This is a genomic window from Pseudomonas sp. Sample_22, assembly GCF_004307635.1.
In the GTDB taxonomy this organism is placed as follows: Bacteria; Pseudomonadota; Gammaproteobacteria; order Pseudomonadales; family Pseudomonadaceae; genus Aquipseudomonas.
On the sequence record NZ_RCNY01000005.1, the window covers coordinates 45,965 to 64,951 of the forward strand.

The 18,987-nt window shown below is 60.3% G+C and carries 19 protein-coding genes; all 19 read left to right on the forward strand.

Annotated elements, in window-relative coordinates:
• Window positions 1-88: 88 nt before the first annotated feature.
• The 19 genes from D8U73_RS00910 (at window position 89) to motD (ending at window position 18,973) form a co-directional block, all read left to right on the forward strand.
• Window positions 89-1,456, forward strand: coding sequence for a flagellar hook-length control protein FliK (locus tag D8U73_RS00910; RefSeq protein WP_130903479.1), 1,368 nt, complete (start codon window positions 89-91; stop codon window positions 1,454-1,456).
• 234 nt (window positions 1,457-1,690) lie between these two features.
• The gene (gene fliL, locus D8U73_RS00920) at window positions 1,691-2,191 is read left to right on the forward strand and encodes a flagellar basal body-associated protein FliL (protein WP_056853015.1); all 501 of its coding nucleotides are present in this window, start codon (window positions 1,691-1,693) and stop codon (window positions 2,189-2,191) included.
• A gap of 9 nt (window positions 2,192-2,200) precedes the next feature.
• A complete protein-coding gene (fliM, locus tag D8U73_RS00925; RefSeq protein ID WP_056853014.1) occupies window positions 2,201-3,169 on the forward strand; it encodes a flagellar motor switch protein FliM in 969 nt (322 codons plus the stop codon).
• A 67-nt stretch (window positions 3,170-3,236) separates the two neighbouring features.
• Complete coding sequence (fliN, locus tag D8U73_RS00930) at window positions 3,237-3,695, forward strand: flagellar motor switch protein FliN (RefSeq protein WP_056853168.1); 459 nt, start codon at window positions 3,237-3,239, stop codon at window positions 3,693-3,695.
• Window positions 3,696-4,142, forward strand: coding sequence for a flagellar biosynthetic protein FliO (fliO, locus tag D8U73_RS00935; RefSeq protein ID WP_056853013.1), 447 nt, complete (start codon window positions 3,696-3,698; stop codon window positions 4,140-4,142).
• Window positions 4,142-4,900 (forward strand): flagellar type III secretion system pore protein FliP, encoded by a 759-nt coding sequence (gene fliP, locus D8U73_RS00940; RefSeq protein ID WP_056853012.1) that lies wholly within the window; start codon window positions 4,142-4,144, stop codon window positions 4,898-4,900. The genes fliO and fliP overlap by 1 nt, the downstream gene beginning before the upstream one ends.
• Window positions 4,897-5,166 carry a flagellar biosynthesis protein FliQ gene (fliQ, locus tag D8U73_RS00945; protein WP_020796969.1) on the forward strand — a complete coding sequence of 90 codons (270 nt, stop codon included), beginning with the start codon at window positions 4,897-4,899 and terminating at the stop codon, window positions 5,164-5,166. The genes fliP and fliQ overlap by 4 nt, the downstream gene beginning before the upstream one ends.
• Window positions 5,167-5,169: 3 nt before the next feature.
• The gene (fliR, locus tag D8U73_RS00950; RefSeq protein ID WP_056853011.1) at window positions 5,170-5,955 is read left to right on the forward strand and encodes a flagellar biosynthetic protein FliR; all 786 of its coding nucleotides are present in this window, start codon (window positions 5,170-5,172) and stop codon (window positions 5,953-5,955) included.
• Between the two features lie 3 nt (window positions 5,956-5,958).
• Window positions 5,959-7,098 carry a flagellar biosynthesis protein FlhB gene (gene flhB / locus D8U73_RS00955; protein WP_056853010.1) on the forward strand — a complete coding sequence of 380 codons (1,140 nt, stop codon included), beginning with the start codon at window positions 5,959-5,961 and terminating at the stop codon, window positions 7,096-7,098.
• A 229-nt stretch (window positions 7,099-7,327) separates the two neighbouring features.
• On the forward strand, window positions 7,328-9,457 hold the full coding sequence (flhA, locus tag D8U73_RS00960; RefSeq protein WP_056853009.1) for a flagellar biosynthesis protein FlhA: 2,130 nt from the start codon (window positions 7,328-7,330) through the stop codon (window positions 9,455-9,457).
• Window positions 9,458-9,468: 11 nt separating this feature from the next.
• Window positions 9,469-10,794 carry a flagellar biosynthesis protein FlhF gene (flhF, locus tag D8U73_RS00965; RefSeq protein WP_130903480.1) on the forward strand — a complete coding sequence of 442 codons (1,326 nt, stop codon included), beginning with the start codon at window positions 9,469-9,471 and terminating at the stop codon, window positions 10,792-10,794.
• A gap of 116 nt (window positions 10,795-10,910) precedes the next feature.
• Window positions 10,911-11,741 (forward strand): flagellar synthesis regulator FleN, encoded by an 831-nt coding sequence (gene fleN / locus D8U73_RS00970; protein WP_008001746.1) that lies wholly within the window; start codon window positions 10,911-10,913, stop codon window positions 11,739-11,741.
• Window positions 11,738-12,478 carry an RNA polymerase sigma factor FliA gene (gene fliA, locus D8U73_RS00975; RefSeq protein WP_007894214.1) on the forward strand — a complete coding sequence of 247 codons (741 nt, stop codon included), beginning with the start codon at window positions 11,738-11,740 and terminating at the stop codon, window positions 12,476-12,478. The genes fleN and fliA overlap by 4 nt, the downstream gene beginning before the upstream one ends.
• A gap of 166 nt (window positions 12,479-12,644) precedes the next feature.
• Window positions 12,645-13,016, forward strand: a complete 372-nt coding sequence (locus D8U73_RS00980; RefSeq protein WP_003183998.1) for a chemotaxis response regulator CheY — start codon at window positions 12,645-12,647, stop codon at window positions 13,014-13,016.
• Between the two features lie 19 nt (window positions 13,017-13,035).
• On the forward strand, window positions 13,036-13,824 hold the full coding sequence (locus tag D8U73_RS00985) for a protein phosphatase CheZ (RefSeq protein ID WP_130903481.1): 789 nt from the start codon (window positions 13,036-13,038) through the stop codon (window positions 13,822-13,824).
• Between the two features lie 55 nt (window positions 13,825-13,879).
• Entirely contained in the window at window positions 13,880-16,153 is a 2,274-nt protein-coding gene (locus D8U73_RS00990; protein WP_130903482.1) for a chemotaxis protein CheA, read from the forward strand.
• A gap of 49 nt (window positions 16,154-16,202) precedes the next feature.
• Entirely contained in the window at window positions 16,203-17,330 is a 1,128-nt protein-coding gene (locus D8U73_RS00995; protein WP_130903483.1) for a chemotaxis response regulator protein-glutamate methylesterase, read from the forward strand.
• Window positions 17,330-18,070 carry a flagellar motor protein gene (locus D8U73_RS01000; RefSeq protein WP_056853004.1) on the forward strand — a complete coding sequence of 247 codons (741 nt, stop codon included), beginning with the start codon at window positions 17,330-17,332 and terminating at the stop codon, window positions 18,068-18,070. The genes D8U73_RS00995 and D8U73_RS01000 overlap by 1 nt, the downstream gene beginning before the upstream one ends.
• Window positions 18,071-18,082: 12 nt before the next feature.
• On the forward strand, window positions 18,083-18,973 hold the full coding sequence (gene motD / locus D8U73_RS01005) for a flagellar motor protein MotD (RefSeq protein WP_056853003.1): 891 nt from the start codon (window positions 18,083-18,085) through the stop codon (window positions 18,971-18,973).
• The last annotated feature ends 14 nt before the right edge of the window (window positions 18,974-18,987 follow it).

The window sequence follows — 18,987 nt, forward strand, 5'->3', positions numbered from 1 at the left end:
TTTCGTCGTCTGCTGGCGAAACTGGCGCGACCCTTGCAGTTAACTCTTCCAACTGTACCTACGATCCCAGTGCAGCGGAGACCGTTAAATGCCCGTTACCCCCAATAATCTTCTTCAGGCCGTCGCGCCGGCCAAGGCTCAAGCGGCGTCCGCCAATTCCACGGCATTGACCGCTGAGCCCGGGGACAAGGCTGCAAGCTTCGCTCAGGTGTATGCCAAGCAAGCCCAGAACAAACCTGCCGCAACAGCTGATAGCCCGGTCAAACCGGTGCGTGAAAAGGCTGTGGACAGCGCTGGCAAGAAAGACGTCGTGGACGACAACTCTGCCGCCGCGCAACCGGAGGTTGCCGATAGCGGCAAAACCTTGCCCGCCGATAATCCGGCGCAGACCGAAGGCCAGGCTGCCAGCGACGATGCTACCGATACCGCACAAACGCCGGTCGCCGAAACCGCACCTGTTGATCCGACGCTTGATCCTGCCTTGCTGCTGGTGGTTCAACCCGCCGTGGTCGCGCCTGCACCGGTGACGACGCCGGTCGTGGATGCCGCTCAATTGCCGGTTGAGGCTGCGCTTGGCGCGCCAGTTGCTGCTCCTGTGACAGCCGCGTCGGCGGCTGTTGTCACGGATGCCGAATTCGATCCCGAGGCTGATCCTCTTGATGCATTGCCGGCCTTGCGCATGGCGATGGAGCAAAGCGGCCACGTTTCCGCGTCAAGTCAGGCACAGCCGAAAGCGGCTTCGACTACCGCCCAGGCCCAGGCCGATGGCGAACAGACCGCTGCGCAAAATTTTGCTGCCGGGATGGCCGGTATGCTCGAGGTGCAGGCCGACAAGGACAGCACCAGCCAAGGTGGCGATAAGGCCTTCAGTGGCTTGATCGATGACGGTCTCAAGGACTTGAAATCGGCCAGCAGCGATACCCGGGTCGACGATTTCGCCAACCGTCTGGCGGCGCTGACCCAGGCTGCCACGCCGAAAACCGCCAACGCCTTGCCGGTCAATCAACCGATTGCCATGCATCAGAATGGCTGGACCGAAGAGGTGGTGAACCGGGTCATGTACCTGTCCAGCGCCAATCTCAAGGCAGCGGACATTCAGTTGCAACCGGCAGAGTTGGGGCGTCTCGACATTCGGGTCAACATGGTTCCGGATCAGCAGACCCAGGTTACCTTCTTGAGCGCGCACCCGAGTGTTCGCGAAGCGCTCGACGGGCAGATGCATCGCCTGCGTGACATGTTTGCCCAGCAGGGCATGGGCCAGGTTGACGTCAACGTCTCCGACCAGAACCGTGGCTCCCAGGATCAGGGGCAGAATCAGCAGGCGCAGAGTGGCAGGACCAATACCACTGGTGGTCGTCTTGATTCGATGGATGACGACGTGGCGCCAGCCGTTGCTGAAGTCGCTGCTCCGGTGACCAGTGTTATCGGCTCCAGCGCAGTCGACTATTACGCCTGATCCCGGCAGACCTATGACTCTGTGGGAGCGGGCTTGCCCGCGAAGGCGTCGGCACCGTCAGCATCAATGTTGAATGTTCCGGCCTCTTCGCGGGCAAGCCCGCTCCCACAGGGGGCGCAGTGTTCTTCAAAACGCGCACATCCCCACCCATCCCTCTCCCGACACTTCTGGCATAACACTTGCTCTTGCCTTGCCGTGCGACTGTGAAAACCCGAATAGTGACGGATTATTGGCATGGCGAAGAGCGACGCAGCAGTAAAAGACCCCGCAACCAAAGGCAAACTCAAGCTGATTATTGTGATCGTGCTGGCCCTGCTGCTGGCGGTCGGTTTGTCCGTGGGGGCGACCTGGTACTTCATGCACAGCGCCCAGAGCAAGCCTGCCGCCGTGGTCGAAACCGCGCCGCTGGGCAAGCAGCCGGCGATATTCGAGCCGATGGCGCCAGCGTTTGTCGCCAATTACAACCAGAACGGCCGTCAGCGCTACATGCAGGTGAGCATCACCATGCTTGGCCGCAACCAGGCCGATCTGGAAGCGCTCAAAGTGCACATGCCGGTGATCCGCAACAACCTGGTCATGCTGTTTTCCGGGCAGGATTTCGCCACGCTGGCGTCGCCGGTCGGTCAGGAAATGCTGCGCCAGAAAGCCACGGCCAGCGTCCAGGAAGTGGCGCAGAAAGAGCTCGGCAAAGTGGTTGTCGAACAGTTGCTTTTCACTAATTTCGTACTGCAGTAGGAACACGACATGGCCGTGCAGGACCTGCTGTCCCAGGATGAAATCGACGCGCTGTTGCACGGCGTGGACGATGGTCTGGTACAGACCGATAACGCTGCCGAACCCGGCACCGTCAAAAGCTACGACCTGACCAGCCAGGATCGCATCGTCCGTGGACGCATGCCGACCCTGGAAATGATCAACGAACGATTCGCCCGCTACACGCGCATCAGCATGTTCAACATGCTGCGCCGTTCGGCAGACGTGGCGGTCGGTGGCGTGCAGGTGATGAAGTTCGGCGAATACGTGCACTCGCTGTACGTGCCGACCAGTCTCAACCTGGTCAAGATCAAGCCGTTGCGCGGCACCGCGCTGTTCATCCTCGACGCCAAACTGGTGTTCAAGCTGGTGGACAACTTCTTTGGCGGCGACGGTCGTCACGCCAAGATCGAAGGGCGTGAATTCACCCCGACCGAACTGCGCGTGGTGCGCATGGTGCTGGAGCAGGCCTTCATCGATTTGAAGGAAGCCTGGCAGGCGATCATGGAAGTCAACTTCGAGTACATCAACTCGGAAGTGAACCCGGCCATGGCCAACATCGTCGGCCCGAGCGAAGCGATTGTCGTGTCGACCTTCCACATCGAACTCGATGGCGGTGGCGGCGACCTGCACGTGACCATGCCGTATTCGATGATCGAGCCGGTGCGCGAAATGCTCGACGCCGGCTTCCAGTCGGATCTCGACGATCAGGACGAACGCTGGGTCAATGCCCTGCGTCAGGACGTGCTGGATGTCGACGTACCGATCGGCGCCACGGTTGCTCGCCGCCAGTTGAAGCTGCGCGACATCCTGCACATGCAGCCGGGGGACATCATTCCGGTGGAGATGCCGGAAGACATGATCATGCGCGCCAACGGCGTGCCGGCCTTCAAGGTCAAGATGGGCTCGCACAAAGGCAACCTTGCGTTGCAAGTGATCGAGCCGATCGAGCGTCGTTGATCGACGCCTGACACATTCGCTTTTAACTGACGGCCTCCCCTCAAAGGTGGCCCGCCGAGGACAAATGATGGCTGATGATATGAATACCCAGGACGACCAGGCACTGGCTGATGAATGGGCTGCGGCCCTGGAAGAAACCGGTGATGCCGGGCAGGCGGATATCGACGCGCTGCTGGCGGCCGATGCATCCGGATCCTCCAACAATCGCCTGCCCATGGAAGAGTTCGGCAGTGTGCCGAGAAACAACGATCCGGTGAGCCTGGAAGGGCCGAACCTGGACGTGATCCTTGATATCCCGGTGTCGATTTCCATGGAAGTGGGCAGCACCGACATCAACATTCGCAACCTGCTGCAACTCAACCAGGGTTCGGTGATCGAGCTCGATCGCCTGGCCGGTGAGCCGCTTGACGTACTGGTGAACGGCACGCTGATCGCTCATGGCGAAGTGGTCGTGGTCAACGAGAAGTTCGGCATCCGCCTGACCGACGTGATCAGCCCAAGCGAACGCATCAAGAAGCTGCGCTGAGTGAAAAGGCTTCTCGGGGTTCTTCTGGCGTTGCCGTTGAGCGTGCTGGCGGCAGAGCCTGTTGCGACCGCCACCGCTGCAGCGGCGCCTGTAGCGAGCAGCGGTGTGGCCGGGCAATTGACGCAACTGGTGTTCGGCCTGCTGCTGGTGCTGGGGTTGATCTTCTTCCTCGCCTGGCTGTTGCGTCGGGTTCAGCAAGCGGGGCCTGCCGGCAAGGGCCAGGTGATCGAGCTGATCGGTTCCCGCGCCCTTGGCCCACGTGACCGGCTGATGCTGGTGCAGGTCGGCAACGAGCAGATTCTGCTCGGCCTGAGCCCCGGCAGCATTACCGCATTGCACGTGCTCAAGGAACCGGTGCAGGTGCCGAGCACCACTGAGAAAACGACGCCGGAATTTGCCCAGCGCCTGCTGGATATCCTGGGCAAAGATCAGAAGGATAAGAAGTAATGGGTGCGCTGCGCATCGTCTTGACGCTGGCCCTGATGCTGGCCGCACCTTTGGCGTTCGCCGCCGATCCGCTGTCGATCCCGGCGATCACCTTGGGCACCAACGCCGAAGGCGCTCAGGAGTACTCGGTCAGCCTGCAGATCCTGCTGATCATGACTGCGCTGAGTTTCATCCCGGCGTTCGTCATGCTGATGACCAGTTTCACCCGGATCATCATCGTCTTCTCGATCCTGCGCCAGGCCCTTGGCTTGCAGCAGACACCGTCGAACCAGATTCTCACTGGCATGGCGCTGTTCCTGACGCTGTTCATCATGGCGCCGGTGTTCGACCGGGTGAACCAGGACGCCTTGCAGCCGTATCTCGCGGAAAAGATGAGCGCTCAGGATGCGGTGGCCAAGGCCCAGGTGCCGATCAAGGACTTCATGCTGGCCCAGACCCGAACCAGTGACCTGGAGCTGTTCATGCGTTTGTCCAAGCGCACGGACATAGCCTCGCCGGATCAGGCGCCGCTGACCATTCTGGTACCGGCCTTCGTGACGTCGGAGCTCAAAACCGCGTTCCAGATCGGCTTCATGATTTTCATCCCGTTCCTGATCATCGACCTCGTCGTGGCCAGTGTGTTGATGGCCATGGGTATGATGATGCTGTCGCCGCTGATCATTTCCTTGCCGTTCAAGATCATGCTGTTCGTTCTGGTCGATGGCTGGGCGCTGATCATCGGCACCTTGGCCAGCAGCTTCGGCGGTGTTTCGCCATGACGCCCGAAGTTGCGGTCGACATCTTCCGTGAGGCGTTGTGGCTGACCACGTTGATGGTCGCGGTGCTGGTGATCCCGAGCCTGCTGGTGGGCCTTGTCGTGGCAATGTTCCAGGCGGCTACCCAGATCAACGAACAAACCTTGAGCTTCCTGCCGCGCCTGCTGGTGATGCTGGTGACGCTGATCGTCGCCGGCCCATGGCTGGTGCAGACGTTCATGGAGTACATCCTGCAGTTGTACGGCAGCATTCCGCAGGTCATCGGCTAAGCCATGTCGTCGCTACTGCAACTGACGGACACCCAGATCAGCACCTGGGTGGCGACGTTCATGTTGCCCTTGTTTCGTGTCGGCGCCTTGCTGATGGTCATGCCGGTATTCGGTACGTCTCTGGTTCCCAAACGCATCCGCCTGTATTTCGCCCTCGCCATCACCGTGGTCATTGCCCCCAACCTGCCGCCGATGCCGCCGGTCAATGCGCTGGACTTGAGCGGGTTGCTGCTGATTGCCGAACAGATCCTCATAGGCGCGGTACTGGGATTTTCGCTGCAGTTGTTTTTCCAGGCGTTTGTGATTGCCGGGCAAATCGTCTCCATTCAAATGGGCATGGGTTTCGCTTCGATGGTCGACCCCACCAACGGCGTCTCGGTCGCGGTCATCGGGCAATTCTTCACCATGCTGGTGACCCTTATTTTCCTGTCGATGAATGGCCATCTGGTGGTGTTCGAAGTCCTCACCGAGAGCTTCACCACGTTGCCGGTGGGCAGCGGCCTGACGGTCAATCATTACTGGGAACTGGCTGGCAAGCTCGGCTGGGTGCTGGGCGCGGCGCTGTTGCTGGTGCTGCCGGCGATCACTGCGCTGCTGGTGGTCAACATTGCCTTCGGCGTGATGACCCGAGCGGCACCGCAACTGAACATTTTCTCCATCGGCTTCCCGCTGACCCTGGTGCTCGGGCTGTTTATCGTCTGGGTCGGGTTGGCGGACATCATCAATCAGTATCAACCGCTGGCCACCGAGGCCCTGCAGTTTTTACGCGAACTGGCACAGGCGCGCTGAGTCATGGCTGAGAGCGAAAGCGGTCAGGACAAAACAGAAGACCCCACGGAGAAAAAGAAAAAGGACGCCCGGGAGAAGGGCGAGATTGCCCGTTCCAAGGAGCTCAACACCCTGGCGATCATGCTTGCCGGTGCGGGCGCTTTGCTGATATTCGGTGGTGCGTTGGCCGAGGAAATGATGGATCTGATGCGCCTGAACTTTTCCCTGTCGCGGGAGGTGGTGCTGGATCAGCGTTCGATGGGCACCTATCTGCTGCACTCGGGGCAGATCGCGCTGCTGGCGATTCAGCCGGTGATGATCACTTTGCTGCTGGCTGCTTTGATCGGCCCGATTTCCCTGGGCGGCTGGCTGTTTTCAGCGGGTACCATGGCGCCCAAGTTCAGCCGCATGAACCCTGGCGCGGGCCTCAAGCGCATGTTTTCGGCCAAGGCCATTGCCGAATTGCTCAAGGCCCTGGCGAAGTTTTTCATCGTGCTGTTCGTGGCGCTGGTGGTGTTGTCGGCGGACATCGACGACTTGCTGCGCATCGCTCATGAACCGTTGGACCGGGCGATCATCCACAGCTTGCAAGTGGTCGGCTGGAGTACGTTGTGGATGGCGTGCGGCTTGATCATCATCGCCGCCGTGGACGTACCGATCCAGCTCTGGGAAAGCATCAAGAAGCTGAAAATGACCAAGCAGGAAGTGCGCGACGAGCACAAGGACCAGGAAGGTCGGCCCGAGGTGAAACAGCGCATTCGCCAGCTCCAGCGCGAAATGTCTCAGCGGCGAATGATGGCGGCGATCCCTGACGCCGATGTGGTCATCACCAACCCGACCCACTACGCCGTCGCCCTCAAGTACGACCCGGACAAGAGCGGCGCGCCGATGCTGATCGCCAAGGGCAGCGACTTCCTGGCCCTGAAAATTAGAGAGATCGCGGCGGCCAACGAGATTCTGTTGCTGGAATCGCCGGCGCTGGCACGATCGATTTATTACTCCACCGAACTGGAGCAGGAAATTCCTGGCGGCCTCTACCTCGCCGTCGCCCAGGTTCTGGCCTACGTCTATCAGATCCGCCAGTACCGCGCAGGCAAGGGCAAGCGCCCGGATCCGCTCAAGGATGATTTGCCGATTCCACCGGATTTGCGCCGCGATTCCTGATGTGTGCCGGCAGTTCCGGCCTCTTCGCGGGCAAGCCTCGCTCTCACAAAATATCGATTCACCCGTAGGAGCAAGGCTTGCCCGCGAAAGGGCCCGTTCATGCGATACAAATCCCTCCGATAAAACCCTGTATTTCAACCCCCCGCAAAAGTTGGAAGGCTTCTTGCAATAGCCGCCCCGAGCCTGCTTCAGGCGTCAAAAGTTTGCTTCAAAGGAACGGGGAATACCGGTGGATCGCTCTCAGTTAATCAACAGTGCCCGCACGAACATGGCAGACCTCAGTCGAGGCAATCTGGGCGTGCCGCTGTTGCTGCTGGTCATGTTGGCAATGATGATGTTGCCGATTCCGCCGTTTCTGCTGGACGTGTTCTTCACCTTCAACATTGCCTTGTCCATCGTCGTGCTGCTGGTTTGCGTCTACGCCCTGCGGCCGCTGGATTTTGCCGTGTTCCCGACCATTCTGCTGGTGGCGACGCTGTTGCGGCTGGCGTTGAACGTGGCGTCGACGCGGGTGGTGATGCTCCATGGTCAGGACGGCCACGCTGCCGCCGGTAAGGTGATCCAGGCCTTCGGTGAGGTGGTGATCGGCGGTAACTACGTGGTCGGTATCGTGGTTTTCGCGATCTTGATGATCATCAACTTCGTCGTGGTAACCAAGGGTGCCGGGCGGATTTCCGAGGTGAGTGCGCGATTCACCCTCGATGCCATGCCCGGTAAACAGATGGCCATCGACGCCGACCTCAACGCCGGTCTGATCGACCAGAACCAGGCCAAGGCCCGCCGTTCGGAAGTGGCACAGGAAGCCGAGTTCTATGGCTCCATGGATGGTGCCAGCAAATTCGTGCGTGGTGACGCCATTGCCGGTTTGCTGATTCTGTTCATCAACCTGATCGGTGGCATGGCGGTCGGTATCTTCCAGCACAACATGACCTTCGCCGATGCCGGCAAGGTTTACGCACTGCTGACCATCGGTGACGGTTTGGTGGCGCAATTGCCATCACTGTTGTTGTCCACCGCTGCGGCGATCATGGTGACCCGTGCTTCCGGTTCGGAGGACATGGGTAAACAGATCAATCGTCAGATGTTCGCATCGCCCAAGGCGCTGGCCGTATCGGCAGGCTTGATGGCGGTGATGGGGCTGGTGCCCGGCATGCCGCACTTTTCCTTCCTGACCATGGCTGCCCTGGCGGCGGGTGGTGCCTACCTGTTCTGGCGCAAGCAGAACCAGGTCAAGGTCCAGGCGTTGCAAGAGGTCAAGCGTCAACAAGAGTTGCTGCCATCGCCAGCGCGCGCGCAGGAAACCAAGGAGCTCGGCTGGGATGACGTGACGCCGATCGACATGATCGGCCTGGAAGTCGGCTACCGCCTGATTCCATTGGTGGATCGCAATCAGGGTGGTCAATTGCTGGCGCGGATCAAGGGCGTGCGCAAGAAGTTGTCCCAGGACCTGGGCTTCCTGATGCCGACCGTGCACATCCGCGACAACCTCGACCTGGCACCGAGTGCCTACCGCCTCACCTTGATGGGGGTGATCCTGGCCGAGGCCGAGATTTACCCGGATCGCGAACTGGCGATCAACCCGGGGCAGGTGTACGGCACGCTCAATGGCATTACCGCCAAAGATCCGGCTTTCGGTCTGGAAGCGGTCTGGATCGAAATCAGTCAACGTGCCCAGGCACAATCCCTTGGCTATACAGTGGTCGATGCCAGTACAGTAGTGGCCACTCACTTGAACCAGATTCTGTACAAGCATTCCAGTGAGCTGATCGGGCACGAGGAAGTGCAGCAACTGATGCAGTTGCTGGCGAAAAACTCGCCGAAACTGGCCGAAGAATTGGTGCCGGGTGTGTTGTCGCTGTCGCAACTGCTCAAGGTTCTGCAAGCGCTGCTGGCAGAGCAGGTGCCGGTGCGTGACATTCGAAGCATTGCCGAAGCCATCGCCAACAATGCTTCCAAGAGTCAAGATACCGCCGCCCTGGTGGCTGCGGTGCGTGTCGGCGTTAGCCGCGCAATCGTGCAAAGCATTGTAGGCACTGACTCCGAGCTGCCAGTGATCACGCTTGAGCCAAGGTTGGAACAAATATTGCTCAATAGTCTGCAGAAGGCAGGACAAGGCTCGGAAGAGGGCGTTCTGCTGGAGCCAAGCATGGCTGAAAAGCTGCAACGCTCGCTGATCGATGCGGCGCAGCGCCAGGAGATGCAAGGTCAACCGGTGATTCTGCTGGTGGCCGGTCCGGTTCGCGCGATGCTCTCGCGATTTGGCCGGCTGGCAGTCCCGGGTTTGCACGTGTTGGCTTATCAGGAAATCCCTGACAACAAGCAAGTGACCATCGTTGCGACAGTAGGGCCCAACGGCTGAGGTAGTGGTTTATGCAAGTTAAGCGTTTTTTCGCCGCCGATATGCGTCAGGCCATGAAACTGGTTCGTGATGAGCTGGGCGCTGAAGCGGCCATCATCGGCAACCGCCGCATCGCCGGTGGTGTCGAGCTCACGGCTGCCCTGGATTACAAACTGTCGGCGCTGGCGCCACGCGTGCCGAACATGGAACTCGAAGACGAGCTGCGCAAGACGCAGTCGCGCATCGTCACCGCCCAGGCCGAGCTGAGCCTGCGCAGCGACGGCGAAAGCGACAATGCCACCAATCGCCAGTTGTTCGCCGGGTTGCCCCTCACCGCCGCCGAGCCACTGATCGAGCCGACCTACGCCGAGCCTCGGCGTCCTGCGCCAGCGCCTGCTGCGGCGCCCGCGGTGGACTCCCGGGTATTTGACTCGATGCGTTTTGAGCTCAACAGCCTGCGCGAACTGATGGAAGTACAGCTGGGCTCCCTGGCATGGAATCAGCTGCAAGGCAGCAGCCCGGGCCAGGCCAACCTCTGGCGCCGTCTGCAACGTATCGGTTTGTCCGGGCCGTTGTCCCGCGACTTGCTGGCACTGATCACCGATATTCAAGAACCCCGCCAAGCCTGGCGCATGTTGCTGGCGCATCTGGCGCGGATGATTGCCACGCCGGAAATCGAGCCGCTGGAAGAGGGCGGTGTGATTGCCATGGTCGGCCCTGCCGGCATGGGCAAGACCACCACCCTGGCCAAGCTGGCTGCCCGTTATGTGCTCAAGTACGGCGCGCAGAACATCGCGCTGGTGAGCATGGACAGCTACCGTATCGGTGCCCAGGAACAGCTCAAGACCCTCGGCCGGATTCTCAATGTGTCGGTGACCCACGTCGATCCGGGGCAATCGCTGGTGCAGGCGCTGGAACCTTTGCTGCGCAAGCGCGTGGTGCTGATCGATACCGCCGGCCTTCAAGCCAGCGATCCGGCATTGCGCATGCAGCTCGAAAGCCTGGCCGGTCGTGGCATCAAATCGAAAAATTATCTGGTTCTGGCAACCACCAGCCAGAAACAGGTTCTAACCGCCGCTTATCACAGTTACAAGCGTTGCGGGCTCGCTGGCTGCATCCTGACTAAACTGGATGAAACGGCCAGTCTGGGCGAGGTGTTGAGCCTGGCCATCAGCCATGAGTTGCCGGTAGCCTACCTGACTGATGGCCCGCGGATTCCGGATGATTTGCATCTGCCGCGCCGTCATCAACTGGTCAGCCGTGCCGTGAGCGTGCAAATGCAGGAAGAACCCAGCGAAGAAGCCATGGCTGACATGTTCGCTGATATCTACCACAGCCCCACCAAGCAGGTAGGCTGAGGTAACAATGAATAGTTTTTGTACCTACATCGATGGTCTGCCATGCATTGTTCCGATTGTGAACGCGCAGCCAGTAATGTGGCCTCCGTCTATGCAAGACAAGGTAAAGAAATAACATGGGCAGCATGCATCCCGTACAGGTGATCGCGGTGACCGGCGGCAAAGGTGGCGTCGGGAAAACTAACGTGTCAGTGAACTTGTCCCTGGCTTTGGCTGAACTTGGCCGGCGCGTCATGTTGCTGGACGCCGACCTGGGGCTGGCGAACGTCGACGTTCTGCTGGGGCTGACACCCAAACGTACCCTGGCCGACGTGATCGAAGGTCGCTGCGAGCTGCGCGATGTCCTGTTGCAGGGCCCGGGCGGCATCCGCATCGTTCCCGCCGCGTCCGGCACCCAGAGCATGGTTCACTTGAGCCCGGCGCAGCACGCCGGCCTGATCCAGGCCTTCAGCGATATCGGCGACAACCTCGACGTACTGGTGATCGACACCGCTGCGGGGATTGGTGACTCGGTAGTCAGTTTTGTCCGTGCCGCCCAGGAAGTGTTGCTGGTGGTCTGCGACGAGCCGACCTCCATTACCGACGCCTACGCCCTGATCAAACTGCTCAACCGTGACTACGGCATGAACCGTTTCCGCGTGCTGGCCAACATGGCCCAGAGCCCGCAGGAAGGGCGCAATCTGTTCGCCAAGTTGACCAAGGTCACGGATCGTTTCCTCGACGTCGCCCTGCAATACGTCGGCGCCGTGCCTTATGACGAAAGCGTGCGCAAGGCCGTGCAAAAACAGCGTGCCGTCTACGAAGCATTCCCGCGCTCCAAGTGCTCGCTGGCGTTCAAGGCAATCGCGCAGAAGGTCGACACCTGGCCGTTGCCCGCCAACCCGCGTGGGCATCTGGAGTTCTTCGTCGAACGCCTCGTGCAACAAACGGCAGGACCCGTGCTATGACAGCCAGCGGCTACAACCTCTACAAGAAATCGGCACGCGATGCGCAGTACGAGCTGATCGAGCGTTACGCGCCGCTGGTCAAACGCATTGCCTATCACTTGCTGGCGCGTCTGCCGGCCAGTGTCCAGGTCGAAGACTTGATCCAGGCCGGGATGATCGGCCTGCTGGAAGTCTCGACCAAATACGACGCCAGCAAAGGCGCGAGTTTCGAGACGTACGCGGGCATCCGCATCCGCGGCGCCATGCTCGATGAAGTGCGCAAGGGTGACTGGGCGCCACGCTCGGTCCACCGCAATACCCGCATGGTCAGCGACGCCATCCGCTCGATTGAAGCGAAAACCGGCCGTGACGCTAAAGATCACGAAGTTGCGGCCGAACTCCAATTGAGTCTCGACGATTATTACGGGATTTTGAACGACACCCTGGGCAGCCGGTTATTCAGTTTCGACGATCTGTTGCAGGACGGCGAACACGAAGGGCTGCACGAGGATGGCGCGAGTGCTCATCTCGAGCCGTCACGCGATCTGGAGGATGAACGCTTCCAGGCAGCGCTGGCGGACGCGATTGCCAATTTGCCGGAGCGCGAGCGACTGGTGTTGGCGCTGTACTACGACGAAGAGTTGAATCTCAAGGAAATCGGTGAGGTCCTGGGGGTCAGCGAATCTCGGGTCAGCCAGTTACATAGCCAGTGCGCGGCCCGTTTAAGGGGGCGTTTGGGAGAGTGGCGAGCGCGCTGAAGGCAGTGTGGGGGCACTGCGACGTGGCTGGTGGGGTGATGAACCGCGCCGGTCTCGCTTCGTTGTACTCCAGACAGTCATCGAGTGCTTTGCCAGATTGATTGAAATGGCGCGTCCAGGTGCTGGGCGCGTTTTAGTCTGCTTGGAGGTCGAATTGGACAAGAACATGAAAATCCTCATCGTTGATGACTTCTCAACGATGCGGCGGATCATAAAAAACCTGTTGCGTGACCTTGGGTTCACCAACACGGTCGAGGCCGACGATGGCACTACCGCCATTCCGGTCCTCAACAGCGGGAGCATCGACTTTCTGGTGACCGACTGGAACATGCCTGGCATGACCGGTATCGATCTGCTGCGCCACGTGCGTGCCGATGAAAAGCTCAAGCACCTGCCGGTGTTGATGGTGACCGCTGAAGCCAAGCGCGAGCAGATCATCGAAGCGGCCCAGGCCGGTGTTAACGGCTATGTGGTCAAACCCTTCACGGCCCAGGCGTTGAAAGAAAAAATCGAGAAGATTTTCGAACGCATCGGTTGAACTGCGCCACGGGGGAGCTATGGGGCATAACGAATCTTCGCAGGGCGATTTTGAATCGACCCTGAAAAAACACGCCGTCGAACTGGTCGCGAGCCTTGAAAAGGGCAGGTTTGGCGATGCTGTGCAATTGATCCATGAGCTCAACCAGACCCGTGACCGCGGCCTGTATCAGGAAGTGGGCAAGCTCACGCGCGAGCTGCATAGCGCGATCGTCAATTTTCAGATTGACCCGCACATGCCGCAAGCCGAAGAGGTGTCACAGATCACCGACGCCACCGAGCGTCTGGGTTATGTGGTCAAGCTGACCGAGGCCGCAGCCAACCGCACCATGGACCTGGTGGAAAACGCCACGCCGCTGGTCAACAGCCTGGCTGACGAAGCTCAGGCCTTGAGCACGGATTGGGGGCGGTTCATGCGTCGCGAAGTCGGGGCTGAAGAGTTCCGCGAACTGGCCCGGCGAGTCGACGGGTTCCTGACGCGCAGCAGCACAGACAACCGTGCCGTGTCGGGCAACCTCAACGATATTCTGCTGGCCCAGGATTATCAGGACCTCACAGGTCAAGTCATCAAGCGTGTGACCCAACTCGTCACCGAAGTCGAGAGCAACCTGCTCAAGCTCGTGCTCATGGCCAGTCAGGTTGACCGTTTTGCGGGCATCGAGCATGACCGTGAAGCAATGCTTGCAGAAAAAGATCCACAAAAACATCTCTCTCAGGGTGAAGGTCCGCAGATTCATGCCGATAAAAGAGAAGACGTTGTGTCCGGTCAGGACGATGTGGACGATTTGTTATCCAGCCTTGGATTCTAGAGTTTCAGGAATTTCAGGTTTTTTGGGTTTTTAGACCTGTAGGAGCACACCATTAATGAGCTTCGGCGCCGATGAAGAGATCCTTCAGGATTTCCTGGTTGAGGCCGGCGAGATTCTAGAGCAACTGTCCGAACAGCTGGTCGAGCTGGAAAGCCGACCGGATGATGCGGATCTGCTCAATGCAATTTTTCGCGGTTTTCACACTGTAAAAGGGGGCGCCGGCTTCCTCCAGCTCAACGAGCTGGTGGAGTGCTGCCACATCGCCGAGAACGTGTTCGACATCCTGCGCAAGGGTGAACGTCGCGTTGACTCGGAATTGATGGACGTGGTTCTCGAAGCACTGGACGCGGTGAACAGCATGTTCAGCGAAGTCCGCGAGCGTGGCCCGATCACGGCTGCCACGCCAGAATTACTCGCGGCACTGGCCCGTCTGGCCGAGCCGCAATCGGCTGACGAGGCAGCGCCAGCACCCGTCGCCGAAGTGGTTGAAGAACCTGCCGCTCAAAGCGAGTCAGGCGACATCACCGACAATGAATTCGAACAACTGCTGGACTCGCTGAACGCCGTCAAGGCCCAGGCCGAGGCGCCGGCGGCTGCTCCAGCGCCCGCCGCCGATACTGCGGCCAGCGACGAAATCACCGACGCCGAGTTCGAGTCGTTGCTCGACCAGTTGCACGGTAAAGGCCAGTTCGCCGTTGATGCGGTGGCACCGGCGGCCCCTGCCGCGCCGCAGGCTCCGAAAGCCGCGGGCGACAGTTCCGACATCACCGACGACGAATTCGAAGCACTGCTCGACCAACTGCACGGCAAGGGCAATTTTGCCGTGGATGCGCTGGAATCGGCCATCGCTTCGGTGCCGACGCCTGCTGCGCCAACCGCTGCGGCGGCCGGCAGTGACTTGATTACCGATCACGAATTCGAATCGCTGCTCGACGAATTGCACGGCAAGGGCAAGTTCACTGAAGTGGGCGCCACGGCTGGCACGGCAACCGGCGCGAGCGCCTCGGTTGCGGCGCCTGTCGCCAAGGCTGCGGCACCGAAGCCGGTGGCCAAGGCTCCTGAACCGAAGGCCGAAGCCGCGAAGCCGGCACCTGCCGCCGCTGCACCGGCTCCGGCCCGTGCCCCGGCCGCACCGCCCGCGGAAAAACCGGCCAGCGAAGCCGAGACCACTGTGCGGGTCGACACCGCGCGTCTCGACGAAATCATGAACATGGTTGGCGAACTGGTGCTGGTGCGTAACCGCCTGGTCCGCCTGGGTGCCAACAGCGCCGACGAAGCCATGTCCAAAGCCGTGTCCAACCTCGACGTGGTCACGGCCGATCTGCAAACCGCGGTCATGAAGACCCGGATGCAACCGATCAAGAAGGTCTTCGGGCGCTTCCCGCGCCTGGTTCGCGACCTGGCGCGCCAGCTCAAGAAAGAGATCAACCTGGAGCTGGTCGGCGAAGAGACCGACCTCGACAAGAACCTCGTCGAGGCCTTGGCCGATCCGTTGGTCCACTTGGTGCGCAACGCGGTCGACCACGGCATCGAGTCGCCGGAAGAACGCGAAGCCTCGGGCAAGGCCCGTGGCGGCAAGGTCATTCTCGCCGCGGAACAGGAAGGCGATCACATCCTGTTGTCGATCTCCGATGACGGCAAGGGCATGGACCCGAACGTGTTGCGTTCGATCGCGGTAAAACGCGGCGTGATGGACAAGGACGCGGCCGATCGACTGAGCGATACCGAGTGCTACAACCTGATTTTCGCCCCGGGTTTCTCGACCAAGACCGAGATATCCGACGTGTCGGGTCGTGGCGTGGGCATGGACGTGGTGAAAACCAAGATTTCCCAGCTCAACGGTTCGATCAATATTTTCTCGGCCAAGGGCCAGGGTTCGAAGATCGTCATCAAGGTGCCGTTGACCCTGGCGATCATGCCGACGCTGATGGTCATGCTCGGCAACCAGGCGTTCGCCTTTCCGCTGGTGAACGTCAACGAGATCTTCCACCTCGACCTGTCGACCACCAACGTGGTGGACGGCCAGGAAGTGGTGATCGTGCGGGACAAGGCGCTGCCGTTGTTCTACCTCAAGCGCTGGCTGGTCAGCTCCGCCGCTCACGAAGAGCAGCGCGAAGGCCATGTGGTGATCCTTTCGGTGGGTACACAGCGGATCGGCTTCGTTGTCGATCAACTGGTGGGCCAGGAAGAAGTGGTCATCAAGCCATTGGGCAAAATGCTCCAGGGAACCCCGGGCATGTCGGGCGCCACCATTACCGGTGACGGTCGCATTGCGCTGATTCTCGATGTCCCGAGCATGCTCAAGCGTTACGCCGCACGGCGTATTTGATTCTGGTGGAGCGGGGCGACTGAGCCTCGCTCCGCCTAACGGAGTGTTTATGGCAGTCAAAGTCCTGGTGGTGGATGATTCGGGGTTTTTCCGCCGCCGCGTCTCGGAAATTCTTTCAGCGGATTCGAATATCCAGGTCGTCGGTACCGCGACCAACGGAAAAGAGGCGATCGATCAGGCGCTGGCTCTCAAGCCGGACGTGATCACCATGGACTACGAGATGCCAATGATGGACGGCATCACGGCGGTGCGACACATCATGCAGCGCTGCCCGACCCCGGTCTTGATGTTTTCCTCGCTGACCCACGAAGGCGCCCGGGTTACCCTCGATGCGCTGGACGCCGGCGCGGTGGATTTCCTGCCGAAGAATTTCGAAGACATCTCGCGCAACCCCGAGAAGGTCAAGCAACTGCTGTGCGAAAAGATTCTGAGCATTTCGCGCAGCAACCGTCGTGTCAGCGCCTACAGTGCACCGGCTCCGGTGGCCGCACCTGCTCCGACGCCTACGCCTTCCACAAGCAGTTACGGCAGCAGCGCAGCTGTGCGTCCGGCACCGGCTCCGATTCCGGCGCGTACCCATGCGCCCACGCAGTCATCGCCGGCGCCAAAACGCAAAGCCTACAAACTGGTGGCCATCGGTACGTCTACCGGCGGCCCGGTTGCCTTGCAGCGGGTGCTGACCCAATTGCCGGCCAACTTCCCGGCGCCGATCGTGCTGATCCAGCACATGCCCGCTGCGTTCACCAAGGCGTTCGCCGAGCGTCTGGACAAACTCTGCCGCATCAGCGTCAAGGAAGCCGAGGACGGCGATATCCTGCGTCCTGGCCTGGCCCTGCTCGCACCGGGCGGCAAGCAAATGATGATCGACGGCCGTGGGGCGGTGAAAATCCTCCCGGGCGACGAGCGTTTGAATTACAAACCGTGCGTCGATATCACCTTCGGTTCGGCGGCCAAGTCCTACGGTGACAAAGTTCTGGCGGTGGTGTTGACCGGCATGGGCGCCGATGGTCGCGAGGGCGCGCGCCTGCTCAAGCAGGGCGGCAGTTCGATCTGGGCGCAGGATGAAGCCAGCTGCGTGATCTACGGCATGCCGATGGCCATCGTCAAAGCCGAACTCGCTGACGCGGTGTACAGCCTGGACGACATTGGCCGGCACATCGTCGAGGCGTGTATCTGATGGATGTTCTCAGCCTTATCGGCATCATCATGGCGTTCGTCGCCATCATCGGCGGCAACTACCTCGAAGGCGGCCATCTCGGTGCGCTGGCCAACGGGCCCGCAGCCTTGATCGTACTCGGCGGGACCATTGGGGCGGCATTGCTGCAATCGCCAATGAGCGCCTTCAAGCGTGCGATGCAGATTCTCGCGTGGATTCTTTTTCCGCCGCGTGTCGACCTGGCAGGCGGCGTAGATCGTGTCGTCAACTGGAGCCTGACCGCACGCAAGGAAGGCTTGCTCGGTCTGGAAGGGGTGGCCGACGCCGAACCCGACAACTACTCGCGCAAAGGCCTGCAATTGCTGGTGGATGGCGCCGAACCGGAAGCGATCCGCAGCATTCTGGAAGTGGATTTCTACACTCAGGAAAGCCGCGACATCGAAGCGGCCAAAGTCTTCGAAAGCATGGGCGGTTATGCGCCCACCATCGGCATCATCGGTGCAGTAATGGGCCTGATCCATGTGATGGGCAACCTTGCTGACCCGTCGCAATTGGGCAGCGGCATCGCCGTAGCGTTCGTCGCCACCATTTATGGCGTAGCCAGCGCCAACCTGGTGCTGTTGCCGATTGCCGCCAAACTCAAATCCATCGCGTTGCGCCAATCGCGTTATCGCGAAATGTTGTTGGAAGGGATTCTGTCGATCGCCGAAGGTGAAAACCCACGCTCCATTGAGTTGAAGCTTCAAGGCTTCATGGATTAAGGGACTAACCTAATGGCTCGTCGTCGGCATCAGGAAGAACACGTTAACCACGAGCGCTGGCTCGTGTCCTACGCGGATTTCATCACGCTGCTGTTCGCTTTTTTCGTGGTGATGTATTCGATCTCGTCGATCAACGAAGGCAAGTACAAGATCATCTCCGAGGCGCTGATCGGTGTTTTCACCGACAGCGACCGCGCGCTCAAGCCGATTCCGATCGGTGAGGAGCGACCAAAGACCGTGACCCCGGCCAAGCCGTTGGTCAAAGACAGCGAGCAAGTCGACGCCGGCGTCGCCGGTAGCAGCGATCCGCTGAAGAGCATCGCCGACGACATCAGTGCGGCGTTCGGTGATCTGATCCAGTCCAACCAGATGACCGTGCGTGGCAACGAGTTGTGGGTGGAGATCGAGCTCAACTCCAGCCTGTTGTTCGGCAGTGGCGACGCCATGCCCAGTGACATCGCTTTCAACATCATCGATAAGGTCGCGGCGATCCTGAAACCCTTCGACAACCCGATTCATGTCGAAGGCTTCACCGACGATCAGCCTATTCGTACCGCGCAGTACCCGACCAACTGGGAACTGTCGTCGGCCCGCTCGGCCAGCATTGTGCGCATGCTGGCGATGCAGGGTGTGAATCCCGGTCGACTGGCATCGGTGGGCTATGGCGAATTCCAGCCGGTCGCCAACAACGCCACGGCAGAAGGCCGGGCACGTAATCGGCGGGTGGTGCTGGTGGTGTCGCGCAACCTCGATGTGCGCCGCAGCCTGACTGGCACTGGAACTGCCAATGCGCAACCGGATGCCGCGTTGAAGCGTGCTGGCACACAAACTGCACCGACCCCGGTCAAGTCGCCGGTACGAGAGAGCGCCGTCAATTCTCCGTCACCCGCATTAACACGTTGAGCTATTTCTCGGTC